The sequence below is a fragment of the Streptomyces sp. NPDC048473 genome (assembly GCF_043200155.1).
GTDB lineage: Bacteria > Actinomycetota > Actinomycetes > Streptomycetales > Streptomycetaceae > Streptomyces.
The window spans coordinates 205,287-221,588 of the sequence record NZ_JBICXE010000003.1 but is presented as its reverse complement, the minus strand read 5'-3'; the positions used below and the strand labels follow the sequence as shown (position 1 = coordinate 221,588).

At 69.9% G+C, this 16,302-nt stretch carries 14 protein-coding genes and 2 tRNA genes; 4 read left to right on the top strand and 12 right to left on the bottom strand.

Going from position 1 to position 16,302, the window contains the following annotated elements; translation table 11 throughout:
- Window position 1 precedes the first annotated feature (1 nt).
- On the top strand, window positions 2–1,768 hold the full coding sequence (locus ACGFU7_RS07375) for an AMP-binding protein (protein WP_393693233.1): 1,767 nt from the start codon (window positions 2–4) through the stop codon (window positions 1,766–1,768).
- Here ACGFU7_RS07375 and ACGFU7_RS07370 read toward each other — a convergent pair.
- From ACGFU7_RS07370 to ACGFU7_RS07335, 8 genes are all read right to left on the bottom strand, one after another.
- Entirely contained in the window at window positions 1,765–3,282 is a 1,518-nt protein-coding gene (locus ACGFU7_RS07370) for an MFS transporter (protein WP_393693231.1), read from the bottom strand. The two genes, ACGFU7_RS07375 and ACGFU7_RS07370, sit on opposite strands and share 4 nt — an antisense overlap.
- A 131-nt stretch (window positions 3,283–3,413) precedes the next feature.
- A tRNA-Lys gene (locus tag ACGFU7_RS07365) sits at window positions 3,414–3,487 on the bottom strand.
- Between the two features lie 209 nt (window positions 3,488–3,696).
- Entirely contained in the window at window positions 3,697–4,455 is a 759-nt protein-coding gene (locus ACGFU7_RS07360) for an IclR family transcriptional regulator C-terminal domain-containing protein (protein WP_393693230.1), read from the bottom strand.
- Window positions 4,456–4,621: 166 nt separating this feature from the next.
- Window positions 4,622–5,473: an ectoine/hydroxyectoine ABC transporter ATP-binding protein EhuA gene (gene ehuA / locus ACGFU7_RS07355; protein ID WP_393693228.1), complete on the bottom strand. Its 852-nt coding sequence runs from the start codon at window positions 5,471–5,473 to the stop codon at window positions 4,622–4,624.
- Window positions 5,463–6,110: an ectoine/hydroxyectoine ABC transporter permease subunit EhuD gene (gene ehuD / locus ACGFU7_RS07350; RefSeq protein ID WP_393693226.1), complete on the bottom strand. Its 648-nt coding sequence runs from the start codon at window positions 6,108–6,110 to the stop codon at window positions 5,463–5,465. The genes ehuA and ehuD overlap by 11 nt, the downstream gene beginning before the upstream one ends.
- Window positions 6,107–6,847, bottom strand: a complete 741-nt coding sequence (ehuC, locus tag ACGFU7_RS07345; RefSeq protein ID WP_393693225.1) for an ectoine/hydroxyectoine ABC transporter permease subunit EhuC — start codon at window positions 6,845–6,847, stop codon at window positions 6,107–6,109. Before ehuC ends, ehuD begins: the two co-directional genes overlap by 4 nt.
- A 19-nt stretch (window positions 6,848–6,866) precedes the next feature.
- A complete protein-coding gene (ehuB, locus tag ACGFU7_RS07340) occupies window positions 6,867–7,769 on the bottom strand; it encodes an ectoine/hydroxyectoine ABC transporter substrate-binding protein EhuB (RefSeq protein WP_393693224.1) in 903 nt (300 codons plus the stop codon).
- Window positions 7,770–8,025: 256 nt separating this feature from the next.
- Window positions 8,026–8,985: a D-2-hydroxyacid dehydrogenase gene (locus ACGFU7_RS07335; protein ID WP_393693222.1), complete on the bottom strand. Its 960-nt coding sequence runs from the start codon at window positions 8,983–8,985 to the stop codon at window positions 8,026–8,028.
- A 211-nt stretch (window positions 8,986–9,196) separates the two neighbouring features.
- Between ACGFU7_RS07335 and ACGFU7_RS07330 the strand changes: the two genes are divergently transcribed.
- Both ACGFU7_RS07330 and ACGFU7_RS07325 read left to right on the top strand, forming a co-directional pair.
- Complete coding sequence (locus tag ACGFU7_RS07330; RefSeq protein ID WP_393693220.1) at window positions 9,197–10,003, top strand: decarboxylase; 807 nt, start codon at window positions 9,197–9,199, stop codon at window positions 10,001–10,003.
- A 124-nt stretch (window positions 10,004–10,127) separates the two neighbouring features.
- Window positions 10,128–11,252, top strand: a complete 1,125-nt coding sequence (locus ACGFU7_RS07325) for an LLM class flavin-dependent oxidoreductase (protein ID WP_393693218.1) — start codon at window positions 10,128–10,130, stop codon at window positions 11,250–11,252.
- Between the two features lie 47 nt (window positions 11,253–11,299).
- Here ACGFU7_RS07325 and ACGFU7_RS07320 read toward each other — a convergent pair whose 3' ends face one another.
- Window positions 11,300–13,186 (bottom strand): putative bifunctional diguanylate cyclase/phosphodiesterase, encoded by a 1,887-nt coding sequence (locus ACGFU7_RS07320; protein WP_393693216.1) that lies wholly within the window; start codon window positions 13,184–13,186, stop codon window positions 11,300–11,302.
- A 410-nt stretch (window positions 13,187–13,596) separates the two neighbouring features.
- On the opposite strand from ACGFU7_RS07320, the gene ACGFU7_RS07315 reads away from it, so the two are divergent.
- Window positions 13,597–14,811 carry a M6 family metalloprotease domain-containing protein gene (locus ACGFU7_RS07315; RefSeq protein ID WP_393693214.1) on the top strand — a complete coding sequence of 405 codons (1,215 nt, stop codon included), beginning with the start codon at window positions 13,597–13,599 and terminating at the stop codon, window positions 14,809–14,811.
- A 90-nt stretch (window positions 14,812–14,901) separates the two neighbouring features.
- Here the strand turns inward: ACGFU7_RS07315 and ACGFU7_RS07310 are convergent.
- The 3 genes from ACGFU7_RS07310 to ACGFU7_RS07300 form a co-directional block, all read right to left on the bottom strand.
- Window positions 14,902–14,975 (bottom strand) — tRNA-Lys (locus tag ACGFU7_RS07310).
- Window positions 14,966–15,673, bottom strand: coding sequence for a bifunctional DNA primase/polymerase (locus ACGFU7_RS07305; RefSeq protein ID WP_393693213.1), 708 nt, complete (start codon window positions 15,671–15,673; stop codon window positions 14,966–14,968). The genes ACGFU7_RS07310 and ACGFU7_RS07305 overlap by 10 nt, the downstream gene beginning before the upstream one ends.
- Window positions 15,674–15,902: 229 nt before the next feature.
- Window positions 15,903–16,244, bottom strand: a complete 342-nt coding sequence (locus ACGFU7_RS07300) for a hypothetical protein (RefSeq protein ID WP_393693211.1) — start codon at window positions 16,242–16,244, stop codon at window positions 15,903–15,905.
- Window positions 16,245–16,302: the final 58 nt, after the last annotated feature.

Here is a 16,302-nt window from a genome sequence, read left to right as displayed (position 1 = left end):
CATGGGGAGCGCAGGCACCGTCGCGGAGCTCGTACAGCGCCAATGGGGCGACCACCGGCCCGGACTGAGATGTGAGGACACCGTCCTCAGTCATCACCAGGTCGCCTCCGGCGCTGCCGCACGGGCCGCGCTCCTGGCGGATCTGCTGCCGGCGGGCAGTGAACCGCACCTCGGGGTGCTGCTGGACAACACCCCGGAATTTCCTCTCTGGTTGAGCGCGGCGGCCCTGGCCGGGGTCGCCGTCGCCGGTATCAACCCCACCCGGCGCGGCGCGGAGCTGGCCCGCGACATCCTGCACACCGACTGCCGCGTCCTGGTCACCGAACGCGCGCATCTGCCGCTGCTCGACGGCCTGGATCTTCCGGGCGTACGGGTGCTGGTCACCGACGCCGATGCGTACGCCGGGCTGCTCGCCCCGTACGCCGGAGCGAAACCGGGCGACACGGTCCTGGCCGAAGTCGGACCCGGAACCCGGATGCTGCTCTATTTCACCTCGGGCTCGACCGGCGCACCCAAGGCCGCGATCTGCTCCCAGGGACGGCTGGCGGCGGCCGGACAGTCCCTCGTCGACCACTTCGGCGTCCGGCGCGAGGACGTCCACTACATCTGCATGCCGATGTTCCACGGCAACGCGGTGATCGCCGACTGGGCGCCCGCGCTGGCCGGCGGGGCCGCGGTTGCGCTGCGCCGCCGCTTCTCGGCCTCCGGTTTCCTCGACGACGTACGGGCGCACGGGGCGACGTACTTCACCTATGTCGGCCGTGCCGTGCAGTATCTGCTGGCCACCCCCGAGCGCCCCGACGACCGCGAGCACCCGCTGCGGCTCGGCTTCGGCACCGAGGCCGGTGCGGTGGACGCGGCCCGCTTCCGGGAGCGGTTCGGGGTGCGGCTGGTCGAGGGCTACGGCTCCTCCGAGGGCGGCGCGGCGATCCAGCGGACACCGGACACCCCGGAGCGCGCGATCGGGAAGGCGGCGGTGCACGACGATCTCGCGGTCGTCGACCCGGAGACCGGCGAGGAGCGGGCCGCCGCGGTCTTCGACACGTCCGGAAGGCTGACCAACGGGGCCGATGCGATAGGGGAGTTGGTCAACCGGGGCCGTACACCCTTCGAGGGCTACTGGCGCAACGAGGCGGCGGACGCGGACCGGGTGCGCGGCGGCTGGTACTGGACCGGGGACCTCTTCTTCCGCGACGCCGACGGCTTCCTGTACTTCGCAGGCCGTACGGACGACCGGCTGCGGGTGGACAGTGAGAACCTGGCCGCCGCGGTGATCGAGAACATCCTGGCGCGCTGGGAGGACGTGGCGGCCGTGGCGGTGTACGCGGTGCCGGACCCGGTCGCCGGGGACCAGGTGATGGCGGCGCTCGCGATGCGGGAGGGGGCCGCCTTCGACCCGTCCGCCTTCGCCGCGTTCCTCGGGACGCAGACGGACCTGGGTACGAAGATGACCCCCCGCTTCGTGCGCATCGTTCCGGCGATGCCGGTGACGGCGACGAACAAGGTGCACCGGGTGGGGCTGCGCAGCGAGGGGTTCTGGTGCGGGGATCCTGTGTGGTGGAACGGTACCGGGGGCGGGTACGAAGCGTTGGACGACGTACAACTGGGCGCCCTGCTGAGCGAGTACGAGGCACACGGGGTTGCCGCGCCTTGTCCTCAATCACCGGACGGGCTTGACCTTCAAGCCCGTCGAGGGGGACCCTCCCATGCCCTCAAGGCTATGGGGGAGATCGAGGACAAGACGGCGAGGCGGGCGGGCCCGCACTAATTCGTCAGGGCCGGCTCCTCCCGCACCGCTGCCACGGACCTCCGCCGCAGCAGCGTCACGGCCAGTACCGCACCCGCCAGCAACAGCGCGGTCCCCGCCACCGAGGCGTACTGCATGCTGTGCACGAAGGCCTCTCTCCCGACCGAGATCAGCGAATCGTCCCCCGTGGCCACCGCGCCCGGCAGCGTCTTGCGAGCGGCCTCCGGTGCCGAGCCCGGCATGTCCGCGGTGTAGACCGCCGTGGCCACCGCACCCAGCAGGGCCATCCCCATCGCACCGCCGAACTCCTGCCCGGTCTCCAGCAGCGAGGCCGCCGAACTCGCCTTCTCCGGCGGGGCGGTGGACAGCGCCAGGTCCGAGACCAGCGCCATCACGGTGACGATTCCGCAGCTCATCACGGCGCAGCCGCCGAGCAGCAGCCACAGCGAGTCCGTACCGGTCAGGGCGAGGACGGCGAAACCGGCGGCGGCGATCACGAAGCCCGCGCAGATGACTCGCGTACGGTCGGTCCGCTGGGCGATCGCCGTGGCCGTCGGGGCCGCGGCTCCCACCGCCAGTGACGGGGCCATGCTCCACAGCGCGGCCTCCATCGTGCCCATGCCGAGCACCGACTGCAGGTACTGCGTGGTGAAGAACGCGGAGCCCATCATTGCGAAGGCGGCCAGCGCGTTCAGCCCGATTCCCGCCGCGAAGCCGCGGTCGCGGAACAGTTCCCGGCCGATCATCGCGTCACCGCGGCTGCGCTGGCGGCGGACGAAGAACCAGCCGGCAAGGAGCCCGGCGGCGATGATCAGCCCGTTCGTCGGATCGAACCCATGGGCGGCGCTCTCCTTGACCCCGTAGACGACGGGCAGCACGGCCCCCATCGACAGCGGCACGCTCAGGAAGTCGAACCGACCGGGGTCCGGGTCCTTGAACTCCGGGACCAGCACCGGCACCAGGACCAGCAGCAGCACCATCGCCGGCACATTGATCAGAAAGACCGAGCCCCACCAGAAGTGCTGCAGCATGACCCCGCTGAGCACCGAGCCGAGCGCGATCCCGCCGGCCATGGCACCCGACCAGATGCCGACGGCCCGGCCGCGCTGCCGCTCGTCGCGGAACATGTTCCGTACGAGACCCATCGTCGACGGCATCAGCGTCGCACCGCCGACCCCGAGCAGGGCGCGGGCCGCGATCAGCATCTCGGGACTGGTGGAGTACGCGGCGGCGACGGACGCGGCACTGAACGCGAACGCCCCCAGAAGCAGCAGCTTGCGGCGGCCGATCCGGTCGCCGAGCGAGCCCATCGTGATGAGCAGCCCGGCCAGGGCGAAGGCATACACATCGAAGATCCAGAGCTGCTGGGTGGCGCTGGGTGCGAGGTCCCGGTCGATGGACGGGATCGCGAAGAAGAGGACGGAGACGTCCATCGAGACGAGGAGAAGGGGCAGCAGGAGGACCACGAAGGCGGTCCATTCCCGGCGACCGGCGAGGTGGCCGCGCTCGGCGGTGGTGCTCGTGGCGTTCGTCATGCCAGGAAATGTACGAGCGTTTAAAACAGTTGTCTAGTACGAATGTGTAAAACGTTCGTACATCTCGATGGGCAGCAAAAAACGCACTGGGCGGTTCACGTGTGTACGTGAACCGCCCAGTGCGTTGTCTGTGCGCCGCCAGGGACTCGAACCCCGGACCCGCTGATTAAGAGTCAGCTGCTCTAACCAACTGAGCTAGCGGCGCCTGCTGACTCGAAAATAATACCTGCTCCCGAGGGATGTCGATGACAGCTGGGCAAATGGCCGTTATCCGGCAAATCGGTCAATCTCGGCAAATCGCACCAGGTCGGCAAAATCAAGCCCGTCGGGATCCCCCGTGCCCTTAAGGCCATGGGGGAGATTGAGGACAAGCCGTTCCGGGGCACCCCGGTGGGCCCAGCCGGACCCCCACCTCTAGAGCGCCAGCGACAGAAGCACGGGCGCCGCCCGCCGATTCAGCGTGGCCGCCGCCGCGCGCAGGCGATGCGCATCCTCGACCGGCAGGGACAGTGCCAGGCATCCCGCCGACGAGCCGGCCGTCAGCGGTACCGCCGCGCACACCGTGCCGACCGCGTACTCCTGGAGGTCGAGCACCGGGACCGTCGCCGGCTGGCTGTCCAGCTTGGAGAAGAGCACCTTCTCGTTGGTGATCGTCCGCGACGTGAGCCGGGCCGTCTTGTGGCGCGAGAGATGGTCGCGGCGGCCGTTCTGGTCGAGCTGGGCCAGCAGACACTTGCCGACCGCCGAGGCATGCGCGGAGGACCGGAAGTCCACCCACTCGTTGACCGCGGGGGTGTGGGGGCCGTCGGCGTACTGCGTGACGCGGATCTCGCCGTCGACGTACCGGCTGATGTAGACCGCCGCGCCGACCGAATCGCGCAGCTGTGCAAGCAACTGCTGGAGTTTGGTCTCCAGGGCCTGTCTGCGGGCCGCGCCGGAGCCGAGGAGCAGCAGTGAGGAGCCGATGACATACGCGCCGTCGGTGACCTGCTCGACGTATCCCTCGCGGCGCAGCGTCAACAGCAAAGAGGTGAGATGCCCGATGGGCAGTCCCGTCTCCCGGGAGATCTGGGTGTCCGTCACACCGTTGCCGTGCTTGGAGACCGTTTCGAGAACACGAAGGGCGTACTGCACCGAATGGAACGGTGCGGTCGGTTCGGGCTTCAACGTCACGGTTTCCCCCCACCAGGTTGTGACCGCAAGCTCTGCCCTCACGATAGTCGTCAAGAGCCCATCCCGGGGCGGCTGTTGGCGACTTGTTGGGGCGCCCCGGCGCCGTAAGCTGGGGCGCACCCGTCTGGCATATGCCAACGTCATTGGCGTACGACGAGTGGCGAGGTCACAGCACCGCGGTGAGGAACTCGCGCGTACGTTCGTGTGCGGGATCGGTGAAGATTTTTTCCGGTGATCCCGACTCGACCACGCGTCCAGCATCGAACATCAGTACCGTCTCCGAGACGTCCCGGGCGAAGTTCATCTCGTGGGTCACGCAGAGCATGGTGATGTCGGTGTTCCTGGCGATGTCGCTCAGCAGCTCCAGCACGCCCGCCACCAGCTCCGGGTCGAGCGCGGACGTCACCTCGTCCAGCAGCAGGATCTCCGGCCGCATCGCCAGCGCGCGGGCGATCGCCACCCGTTGCTGCTGGCCGCCGGAGAGCTGGGAGGGGTGTGCGTCGATCTTCCCCGAGAGTCCCACCAGGTCGAGCAGCTCACGGGCGCGGGTCTCCGCCTCGTCGCGGTCCATGCCCAGCACACTGACCGGGGCCTCGGTGATGTTCTGCAGCACCTTCATGTTCGGGAAGAGGTTGAACTGCTGGAAGACCATGCCGATCTTCTTCCGGGCCTCGCGCAGATGCTTCTCCGGCGCCGGCCTCAGCGAGCCGTCGGGCGCCTTGATGTGCGACAGCGGGTCGCCGTCGACCCAGATCACCCCGTCGCTGACCTTCTCCAGCGTCATCAGCAGCCGCAGGATGGTGGTCTTGCCCGAGCCGCTGGGCCCGATCAGGGTGACGTGTTCGCCGCGCCGCACCGAGAAGTCCAGCCGGTCCAGGACGACATGGTCGCCGTACTGCTTCACGACGTTGTCGAAGCGGACCAGTGGATGGCCGGTCTTTGAGGCCGCGGGAACCGGTGCGATGTCCTCGGGAGCCGCGGGCGCCATCTTCTGCAGGGGGAGGGGTTCAGTGGCCAAGGCGCTTCTCCAGCTTTCTCATCAGCAGCGAGGTGGGGTAGCTCGCGACCAGGAAGACCAGTCCGGCGAGCGTGAATGCCTCGGTGTACGCGAAGTGGTCGGCGCCGTACTTACGGGCCTCGAAGACCATCTCCTGCACCGTGATCACGGCGAGGAACGGAGTCTCCTTGAACATCGAGATCGCGTAGTTGCCGAGGGCGGGCAGCACATTGCGCACCGCCTGCGGCAGGATCACGGCCTGCCAGGTCCGCCGCGGGGAGAGCGAGAGCGCCCGGCAGGCCTCCCACTGGCCCTTCGGTACACCGTCGATCCCGGCGCGGTACACCTCGGAGGTGTACGTGGCGTAGTGGATGCCCAGCACCACGATGCCGATCGTCAGCGGCTCCACCGAGGAGAACACGGCGGCTGCGCCGACCAGTTGGACGAGCAGCGGAGTGGAGCGGATGAACTCCATCACGACCCGCACCGGCACCGTCACGAGCCTGCTCGGGGCCCGTCCGGCGACCGCGATGGCGAGCCCGAGGACCGCGGCGACGAGCGTGCCGAGTGCGGTCGCGAGCAGCGTGACCTCGAAACCTTCGAGTACCAGGGGAAGGACGTCCCGGGCGGCGTTCCAGTCGAAGCCGTTGCCGTTCACCGGGCACCTCCGGCCGTCGACGCGACGGCTTCCGTGGCGCTGCGGCTGCGCAGCAGCGAGCCCGCACCGGTCTGCAGACCGAGCCGCCGCTTGGCGCTCCGCTCCAGCAGATTCATCAGCAGGGTCAGCGCGTAGGCCAGGACGAAGTAGACGACCAGCAGGGTCACATACGCGGTGAGCGTCTCACCGGTACGGTCGCGCAGCTGCTGGATCACGGTCATCAGGTCGGCCGCGGAGATCAGCCACAGCAGCGGGGTGCACTTCAGCAGCTGGATCAGCAGATTGGTGAAGGACGGGATCATCTGCACCCAGGCCTGCGGAAGGATCACCTTCCGCATCCGGTGCAGCGGCGTCATGCTCAGCGCGACGGCCGCCTCGTACTGGGCGCGCGGTACGGAGTTGATCGCCCCGCGCACCACCTCGGAGCCGTACGCCCCGTAGTTGAGGCCGAAGGCGACGACACCGCAGAGCAGCGGCGTCAGTTCGTATCCCGTCAGCGGCGGCATCGCGTAGTAGAGCCAGAACAGCTGGATGTAGAGCGAGGTGCCGCGGAAGAACTCCACGACCACGCGGGACACACCGCGCAGCACCAGCAGCCGGCTGACCGACATCAGGCCGAGGACGAACGACAGGAGCAGGGCGAGCAGCGCGCCCAGGACGGTGGCCTGGAGGGTCACCCACAGTCCCGAGCGCAATTGCGGCAGATCGTCGAAGAAGGCGGAGAAGAAATCACTCATGCGGTGCGTTCCGTCCCTGTCAGCCCTTGCACAGATCGGCCGTCTTCAGGGTGGCCGGCGGGAGCTCGGTGGCCCCGAAGCCGTACTCCTGGAGCAGGCCCACATAGCGCGAGCTGTCCGAGACGATCTTCTTCAGCTCGCGGTTGAAGGCGTCCCGCAGATCCTCGTTGCCCTTGCGGAAGACCGCGCCGCCGGGGCTGTACTGCTTCTTGCCGTCGAGCTCCGGCAGGAAGGCCTCGGTGACCTCGGTGCCGGGGTTCGTCTTCGCGAGCCAGCGCAGCGAGATGCCGGTGAGCAGGAACGCGTCGATCCGGCCGCCCTTGACCGCGTCGGCGCCGTCCTGCGGCTTCTGCAGCGACTTGATCCTGTCCTTGGAGATGCCGGCGCCCTCGGCGTACGAGCCCTCGACGGCACCCGACATCACACCGACGGTGATCCCGGCGGCCTTCGCCGACGCCAGGTCGGTGACCTTCTTCGGATTGCCCTTCTTCACCATCAGCGCGGTGGGCGAGATGAACTCGGGCTCGGAGAAGACGGCGTTGGCGCAGCGCTCCGGCGTGATCGCCATCCCGGCGCTGACCACGTCGTACTTGCCCGCCTGCAGCCCGGGGACCAGACCGTCCCACTCGGAGAGCGTGGGCTTCAGTTCGTCGACGCCGAGCGCCTTGAAGATCTCCCGGTGCAGGGTGGGCGCCTCGCCCTTGAGCTGCTTGCCCTCCAGATAGCCGTACGGGGCCTCATTGGCGTACGCGACCCGGACGAAGCCCTGCTTGCGGAGCTTGTCGAGCGCCCCCGCACCGTCCGCGGAACCGGCGTCGGTCTTGCTGCACGCGGAGAGCAGACCGGGAACGACGAGCAGGCCGCCCACGGCCGCCGATCGGTTGAGAAAGCCCCGGCGGGACAGGTTCGGGAAGTCAGCCATGGTTCGCAATCTCCTGGAAGGGTCGAACAGTCCGGACAGGGGGAGCGCCTGCCCGATCCCGTACGTCTATGCAGGAAGAGGCCGCATGTAATCGAACAGTGGCCGGAGGGTGACCTTTCCGTGTCCCATTGCGGGCGGAGTGCGACGGCGGATGCGCAGCGCGTATTCCCCTGCATGCACGGCTCCATGACTGACTGTCATGCGGAGATGTCCGTAATGGGTGGGTGAAGTGACCGTCGGGCCGGGCTCGTTGGGGTCACTCGCCCCGGTCCCGGACGGGAACGTACCCGCGCTGCTTGTCCACCACGTTCGGCAAGGGCTCCCCGGTCGCCCAGAGTTCGTACATCTCCACGAACTGCTCGCCCAGCCGGTCCCGCCAGCCCGCCGTGTCACCGCTCATGTGCGGTGACACGATCAGATCCTGTACGTCCCAGAGCGGGCTCTGCGGCCCCAGCGGCTCCTGCTCGAACACATCGAGCGCCGCGCCCGCGATCCAGCGCTTGCGCAGCGCGGCGACCAGATCGTCCTCGACGACCAGCGGGCCGCGCCCCACATTGATGAAGCGGGCCGACGGCTGCATCAGCCCGAAGAACCGCGCGTCGAACATGCCGCGGGTCGACTCCGTCAGCGGCGCTGCGCAGATCACCCAGTCGGCCATGGAGGCCAGCCGGTCCAGATCCGCCACGCCGTGGATGGTGCGCCGCGCGCGACGTCCCACCAGCGCCACCTGGACCCCGAGGGCGATCAGCAGCCGGGTGATCTCCCGCCCGATCGGGCCCGCACCGACGACCACCGCACGGCTGCCCGCGAGCTGTGTGCTCTCCCTGTGGCGCCACAGCCGCCGGTGCTGGAGCTCCAGCGTGCCCGGGAGGTCCTTGGCGAACGCCAGCACCAGGCCCGTCACATACTCGGCGACCGGCCGCTCGAAGATGCCCCGCGCATTGGTCACCACCGTGTCGGAGGCCGCCAGCTCCGGGCAGAGCAGCCGGTCCACGCCCGCGCTCGCCGTATGCACCCATGCCGGGCGCGGTCCGTCACCGGGCCAGGCGGCCCGTACCGCGTCGGAGGTGAAGTCCCACACCAGCAGTACGTCGGCTGCCGGGAGCTGTGCGGCGAGTCCGGCCTCGTCCGTGTACCGGACGGCGGCCCGGCCGGTCAGCCGGCCGAGACGCGGCGACGGGTCGGTGTCCAGGACGAGCAGGGTGGGCTCTGGCATGAGAGACGGTCGCTCCGCTGCGTCTGAGATGTGCGGATTGACCACGCTCGCACCCGCACCCGGCTTCGTCAACAGGTCGCAGTGGGGGTGGCGACGGATGGGGGAATACTGGGGAGAGACGGGCGAAAACGGTCGTGGCTGGTGCCTCCTCGGACCCGCCCCGGCCCCCGGACACCCCGTCCAGGCACCCGCAGGAACAGGAAGGGCGGACATGACGACCCTCGGCTTTCTCTACCCGGGCCATCACTTCGCGGAGGACGACTTCCCGCGGATGGAGATCCTGCTCGACGCCGTCAGACTGGTCGTGAACCACACCGACGTCGACGAGGACGCCTACGGGATCGACGCGCTGGTACGGACCGGCGCGCCCGAGCGCCTGGCCGCCGGGGTGGCGGAGCTGCAGCGCGCCGGTGTCGAGTCCGTCGTGTGGGCGAGCAGCGGCGGCAGTTTCCTGTACGGCTGGGAGGGTGCCCATGAACAGACCGCCGCCCTGGCCCGGGCGGCCGGCGTGCCCGCCTCCAGCACCTCCTTCGGCTTCGTCCATGCGGTACGGGAGCTGGGCGCCGACCATGTCGCCGTCGCCACGACCTATCCCGAGCACATCGCCGCACTGTTCACCGCCTTTCTCCGGTCCGCGGGCATCGAGGTGGCCGCCACCCACGCCGCCGGCCTCGCCTCCGCCGCCGAGGCCGCCGCCTGGGACCTGGACAAGGTGAAGGAACTCGTCAAGGCCGCGGACCGGCCGGAGGCGGATGTGATGCTGCTGCCCGACACGGCCCTGCACGCTGCCTCGCACGTGGCGGAGCTGGAGGAACTCCTCGGCAAGCCGGTCCTCACCGGGAACCAGGTGACGGTCAGGGAGGGGCTGCGGCTGGCGGACCGCCGGGCCTGGTCCCCGAGGCTCGGCAAGATCTTCGCCGAGCGCGAGGCGCCCCCGGCCCCGGTGGCCACATGGGGCGAGGGCCGGGAGCGCGCACGGAGCGGGAAGAAGGGGTGGCCCGGAAAGCCCGGCTGGTGAGCCGAGGGACAGCCGTTGAGCCACGCGACAGTCGGTGAGTCACGGGACAGTCGCTGGGCAACGCGACAGCCGGTGAGGCGGGGGAATAAACGGAGACCACCTCCTGTTGTGCTGATCCGGACGTATGCGCATCACCGGAGAGGGCCAGGACGTGGACGAGATTCGAGCCGACGAGATCCGTGGCAAGACGGAGGGAACGGCCACCGTTCCGCTCTCCGTGCTGGACCTGGTCACCGTGGGCCAGGGCCGCACCGCCACCCAGGCGCTGCGTACCAGCGTGGACATCGCACAGCTCGCCGAGCGCCGCGGATTCCACCGCTACTGGGTCGCAGAACACCACTCCATGCCCGGCGTCGCCTCCTCCTCACCGGCCGTGATCCTGGCCCACCTCGCCGCACGGACCGAGCGCATCAGGCTCGGCTCCGGCGGCGTGATGCTGCCCAACCACGCACCGCTCGTCATCGCCGAACAGTTCGGCACCCTGGAGGCCATGGCCCCCGGCCGCATCGACCTCGGCCTCGGGCGCGCCCCCGGCACCGACGGCGCGACGGCGGCCGCCCTGCGCCGCACGGACCGCCTCAACGAAGGTGCCGACGACTTCCCGGAGCAGCTCGCCGAGCTGACCCGGTTCCTGGACGACGACTTCCCCGACGGCCACCCCTACGCCCGTATCCACGCGGTCCCCGGCCCGGTCCAGGCCACCGCCGAGGGCGGGGTCCAGTCTCCGGCCCGCCCGCCGGTCTGGCTGCTCGGCTCCTCCGGCTTCAGCGCCCGGCTGGCCGGCGTACTCGGCCTGCCGTTCGCCTTCGCCCACCACTTCTCGGCCCAGAACACGGTGCCGGCCCTGGACCTGTACCGGGAGTCGTTCCGGCCGTCCGCGGTGCTCGACGCCCCGTACGCCTTGATCGGCGTCTCGGCCCTGGCCGCCGACGACGAACGCGAGGCCCGCCGTCAGGTGCTCTCCGGCGCCCTGTCCATGGTCCGCCTGCGCACCGGCCGCCCCGGCCTGGTCCCGACACCCGAGGAGGCGGAGGCGTACGCCTTCAGCCCCATGGAGCGCGAGTTCGTCGACAGCTGGCTGGTCAACATCGTCCACGGCACGGCGGACGAGGTCCGTACGGGCCTCGACGACCTGGCCAAGCGCACCGGCGCCGACGAACTGATGATCACCGCCAACGCACACGGCGGCGAGGCCCGGCTGCGAAGCTACGAACTGATCGCGGACGCGTACGGGCTGCCGGCGGCCTGACACCGGCCGCCGGGGTCCCGGGACACCGGGATTCAGAACACCGGGGTTCAGACCTTCAGTTTCCCGCTGCCGATCAGCTCGGCGATCCGCTCCGGGGCCACCGCGCGTGAGTACAGCCAGCCCTGTCCGGTGTCGCAGCCGATCCTGCGCAGCCGTTCCGCCTGGCCTGCCGTCTCCACGCACTCCGCGGTGACGGTCAGGCCCAGGCGGTGTGCCAGTTCCACCATCGCCTCGACGATCGTCTCGTCGGCGGGGCTCGGGCGGTCGCCCTCGTCGTAGCGGAAGCCGCGTACGAACGAGCCGTCCAGCTTGAGTACGGAGACCGGCAGCCGACTCAGATAGGCCAGGTTCGAGTAGCCGGTCCCGAAGTCGTCGATGGCGATGCGCACGCCCATTTCGCTGAGCGACTGGAGGGCCTGGAGCGGGCGGCCCGCCGAGCCCATCACGGCGGACTCGGTCAGCTCCAGCTGCAGCAGTCCGGGATCGAGGCCGGTCTCGGCAAGGATCTCCGCGACATCGGTGACCAGGTCGGAGTCCCAGACCTGCCGTACGGCGACATTGACGCTGATGAACAGCGGCGGTTCGGCCGGGTGGTCGAGCTGCCAGCGCCGGGCCTGGCGGCAGGCGGACCGCAGCACCCACCGGCCGAGCTGGACGATCGAGCCGTCCTCCTCGGCGATCGCGACGAACCGATTCGGCGAGAGCAGGCCGAACTGCGGGTGGTTCCAGCGGACCAGCGCCTCCACGCCGCGTACGACTCCGTCGGCCATGCCGACCAGCGGCTGGTACTCGATGGTGAACTCGCCGCGTTCGACGGCGGGCCGCAGATTGGAGGAGAGCGTCTGCCGGGTCATCCGGTGGGCGTTGCGCTCCGGGTCGAAGACCGTCCAGCGGTCCTTGCCGTCCGCCTTCGCCCAGTACAGCGTGGTGTCGGCGGCCTGCATCAGGCCGGTGGCCGAGGTGCCGGCCACGGTCCGTTCCACCACTCCGATCGAGGCCGAGACGGCCAGCCGCTGCCCGCCCAGGTCGAAGGGCTTCTGCAGCGCGGCGAGGACCGTGCGGGCCAGGTCGGTGAGCTGCTGCGTACCGGCTGAGTCCTCGACCAGGATCGCGAACTCGTCGCCGCCCAGGCGCGCCACGAGATGGGAACCGGGGCGGTGCGGGCCGTCCTGGGCCGCACAGTCGGTGAGCCGCGCGGCGACGGCGGCGAGCAGCCGGTCGCCGATCCGGTGGCCCATCGTGTCGTTGACGGCCTTGAAGCCGTCGAGATCGAGATAACAGAGCCCGATCCGGCCGTGTCCGGGGGCACTGTCGTCCTGGTACGGGGGTGTCTCCAGGACGGCCGAGAGCCGTTCGAAGAACAGTGTCCGGTTGGGCAGCCGGGTCACCGGGTCGTGCATCTGGAGGTGGCGCAGCCGCTTCTGCAGCTCACGCCGGTCGCTGATGTCCGCGACGGAGAGCAGCACCCGGCCGGGCCCGGGGCCGTCGGCCCGGCCGGCCTCCGGTTCGGGCATCGGCACGACGGTGATCTCGGCCCACATCGAGCGCCCGTCGGGGTGCTTGAGCCTGCGGGTGCAGCGGAACCGTGAGCGCCGCCGGTGCAGCACCTCGCGGTACGCGTGCCAGGTGCGGCCGTCCGCCACGAGGTCGAGCAGATCGGCTGCCGACTGTGTGGTCAGTGCCGCGGCGGAGAAGCCGAGGAGGCCGCCGAGGGCGTCATTGGCGGCGACGACCAGGCCCTCGTGGTCGACGACGGCCATCGGGAGCGTGGCGGCCCGGAAGGCGGCCCGGTAGCCGTGCGGCTCGGACCCTTCGGCTCCGGCAGGGGGCTCTCCGGCAGGAGGCCACGGAGGATGACGCTCCGTGACCGACGGTCCTGCGTAATGGGGGGGTGTGCCCGCCGCGGGCCTCGGCCCTTCGGAGGTTCCGCTCACCGTTCGCTCCCGCCGTGCAGTTCTGTCCTGAACAGGTGTGGCCGGACTGGCCCGCCGCGTGGGGACGCCGTTGTCGGAGGCGGAAACCACGCGGGAAAGCCTGGTGAAGCATAGAGGCTGGTGCGTCGGCCGTTCCAGCGCCCGACCCCTCCGCGCCCCGCGTTCGCCCCACTTGGGCCAGTCGCGCGCCGATCCGATTTGCCCGCGACTGATCGTTTCTGAGCGGTTCCGTTCTCTCGCGATGTCCTGGTGATCAATTATGACTGTCCGTGAGGGTGAATGCCTCGGCCGGTCGCTGACTCGACTGGGGCAGCTCAACAGGACGAAAGCCGTAAATCATCACAGGGTGGGTGGGTGACCGCAGCTCGCACCCGGAGGTAGATGTGCCGCGTCAGCACAGAACCGGGGGAGTGGAGAGGCCGAGCCTGCGCGGTGTGGCCGCGGCCGTGACTTCTCTGCTGGCGCTCGCTGCCACCTCCCTCGTCGCCGGGCCCGCCGTGGCCGCCACCGGCGAAGCGGGTCCGTGCGCGCTGCCCCGGACCGAGGTGCACCACTCGCTCGGTGTGGGGGACTGGAACGACGCCTACCCTCGCCCCGACCACTCCCTCGACGCGGTCATGATCTTTGTCTCCTTCCCGGACCACCGCCCCGCCGTCACCCCCAGGGAGCTCACCGCCGACTACTTCCCCGCCACCACCCAGTTCTTCCAGCGCGCCTCGTACGGGAAGTTCACCCTGCGCCCGCGCCCGCTGCAGCAGTGGATCCAGATGCCCAAGGCGTCCGGCTGGTACGGCATACAGCGCGACTGGAACAACGAGCGGCGCAGTGCCTATCTGCGCGACGCCATCGCCGTGGCCGACCCGAAGGTCGACTTCTCCCGGTTCGGCATCGTCTACCTGGTCGCCGACCCGGACGCCCCGGGCGTCGACTCCGACGCCACCAAGGTCGTCAACTTCGACCAGCCGCTGCACGCCGACGGTACGGACATCCGGCGCATCGTCACCGTCTTCGAACAGCACCCGCCGGACCACAACGTGCTGGCCCACGAGACCGGGCACGTCTTCGACCTGCCGGACCTCTACCACCGGCCGTCCGACGGCAAGGGCGACTGGGACACCTATGTCGGCGACTGGGACGTGATGGGCAGCCAGTTCGGACTCGCACCGGACCTCTTCGGCTGGCACAAGTGGAAGCTGGGCTGGCTGGACCGCAGACAGGTGGTGTGCGTCCAGCGCAGCCGGGACGTCACCCTGGAGCCGATGGCCGCGGTGCCCGTGCCCGGTGCCTCCATCGGCACCCGGCTCGCAGTGATCAGGACCGGTGAGGGAAGTGCGGTGGCCATCGAGGCCCGCAGCGCCACCGGCAACGACCGGACGACCTGCACCGAAGGTGTCCTGCTCTACCGGGTACGAAACGGAACCCCGTCCGGCGGCGGCCCGGTCGAGGTCATCGACACCCACCCCCGCTCCGACGCCTGCTGGGACCGGTCCGTCTACGCACCGCTCGCGGACGCCCCGCTGCGGGTCGGCGAGACGTACAGCATCCCCGGCGCGCACGCCAGGATCGAGGTCGCCGACCGGACACCGTCGGGCGCCTGGACGGTCCGGATCACCACGGGAACGTAGGCTCCCGCGAACACGGAAAGCCCCTCGACGCAGGCCTCCCGCGAACACGAAGAAGCCCCCTCGCTTTCGCGAGGGGGCTTCTTCCGTCTGTGCGCCGCCAGGGACTCGAACCCCGGACCCGCTGATTAAGAGTCAGCTGCTCTAACCAACTGAGCTAGCGGCGCCTGCTGACGTCGTAGACATTAGCATCCTGATCGGCGGGAGGAAAAATCGAATTCCGGGTCGCCGACGAGGGCGTCGACCTGGTGACCCGTACGCAGGCCCAGAGCAGTACGTCCGGCCCCGGCAGCCAGGGGCTGCGGGTGTCGGGGGCGACCACCCAGCGGGGCCCTGGGGTGGATGAGGCACAGGTCAGGGGCGGTACGGTCACCGCGTCCCCGGTGCCGTGGCAGAGCAGCGGCGGGACCTTGCCGTCGCCGCTGTCGCGTCCCTGCGGGTCCGTGCCGGTCCGCGGTTCGAGACCGCCGCCCCACTCCTCCCAGTCGAGCAGCGACGGCAGCCGCTGGGCGGTGCCGGGGGAGGCGAAGAGCAGCATCCGTCCGCGGTGGGTGGCGACGGGTCCGGAGCCGGGGCCGTCCGCCCACAGGTGCTCCAGCATCCGGCGCCCGAAGAGGGTGGGCACATTCACCACGTCGAAGGCCGAACCGCACGGCAGTACCCCGGGTGAGGAGGGGTGGGCCTCCCACTGGGCCAGCGTGCTGCGCGGATAGGCCGTGGCGCCGGCGAGCCAGGCGGCACCGGCCGCCGTGACCTGAGCCGTCTGGTTCGCGGCCCGGTCGCGCAGGAGAGCGAAGATGTCGGCGCTGTGGTGGGGGCCGTCGCCGTGATGAAGGGTCGTTTCGTCTGGCAGCCATGCGCTCATGTGCCCATGTCTACCGGGAGTGATCAAGCGGATTCCGAGAGTTGCCGGAAACCGGGACAGGTTGGGGTGGGGAGGAGTATCTTGCGCTCGGGCATATGCCACTGGTTGTACCCGGTGTCAGGACCTGGTGCGGACGGGCGGTCCGGATGGTCCGGTGCGATGGCGGGTCGGGGCCGGTGGCAGGCCCGGTGGGACCGGTGTGCTGATCGGGTCGGGGCCGGTACGGCGGTCAGGGCGTGGAGCCGCCCAGCAGACTCCGGCCGAACTCGACCATCTTCTTGGCATAGTCCTCGGTCCACTCCGCACGCTGCGCGATGTCCGCGGTCGTCAGCCGGTCGAACCGGCGCGGATCGGCGAGCTGGGCGGCGGCGATCGCCTGGAACTCGACCGCACGGTCGGTCGCGGCACGGAACGCCAGGGTCAGCTCGGTGGCGCGGGACAGCATCTCCTTCGGATCGTCCATCGACTCCAGGTCGAAGAAGTGCTCAGGATCGGCGACTGCCGCCGACGGCTCGAAGAGCAGGGGCGCGGGGCGCAGCCGCTGCTGCTCGTTCCGCTCGGGTTGTGCCATGTGGTGTTTCCTCCTTCGGTGGGCCCGACGGCCACCCTCCATTGTCCAACGTCGCGCA

What these genes read in the sequence shown, in the direction of transcription:
- ACGFU7_RS07375 (WP_393693233.1), top strand. Translation starts at nt 2, where the DNA reads ATGGGGAGCGCAGGCACCGTCGCGGAGCTCGTACAGCGCCAATGGGGC.
- ACGFU7_RS07370 (WP_393693231.1), bottom strand. Translation starts at nt 3,282, where the DNA reads ATGACGAACGCCACGAGCACCACCGCCGAGCGCGGCCACCTCGCCGGT.
- ehuC (WP_393693225.1), bottom strand. Translation starts at nt 6,847, where the DNA reads ATGAGTGATTTCTTCTCCGCCTTCTTCGACGATCTGCCGCAATTGCGC.
- ehuB (WP_393693224.1), bottom strand. Translation starts at nt 7,769, where the DNA reads ATGGCTGACTTCCCGAACCTGTCCCGCCGGGGCTTTCTCAACCGATCG.
- ACGFU7_RS07335 (WP_393693222.1), bottom strand. Translation starts at nt 8,985, where the DNA reads ATGCCAGAGCCCACCCTGCTCGTCCTGGACACCGACCCGTCGCCGCGT.
- ACGFU7_RS07330 (WP_393693220.1), top strand. Translation starts at nt 9,197, where the DNA reads ATGACGACCCTCGGCTTTCTCTACCCGGGCCATCACTTCGCGGAGGAC.
- ACGFU7_RS07325 (WP_393693218.1), top strand. Translation starts at nt 10,128, where the DNA reads ATGCGCATCACCGGAGAGGGCCAGGACGTGGACGAGATTCGAGCCGAC.
- ACGFU7_RS07305 (WP_393693213.1), bottom strand. Translation starts at nt 15,673, where the DNA reads ATGAGCGCATGGCTGCCAGACGAAACGACCCTTCATCACGGCGACGGC.
- ACGFU7_RS07300 (WP_393693211.1), bottom strand. Translation starts at nt 16,244, where the DNA reads ATGGCACAACCCGAGCGGAACGAGCAGCAGCGGCTGCGCCCCGCGCCC.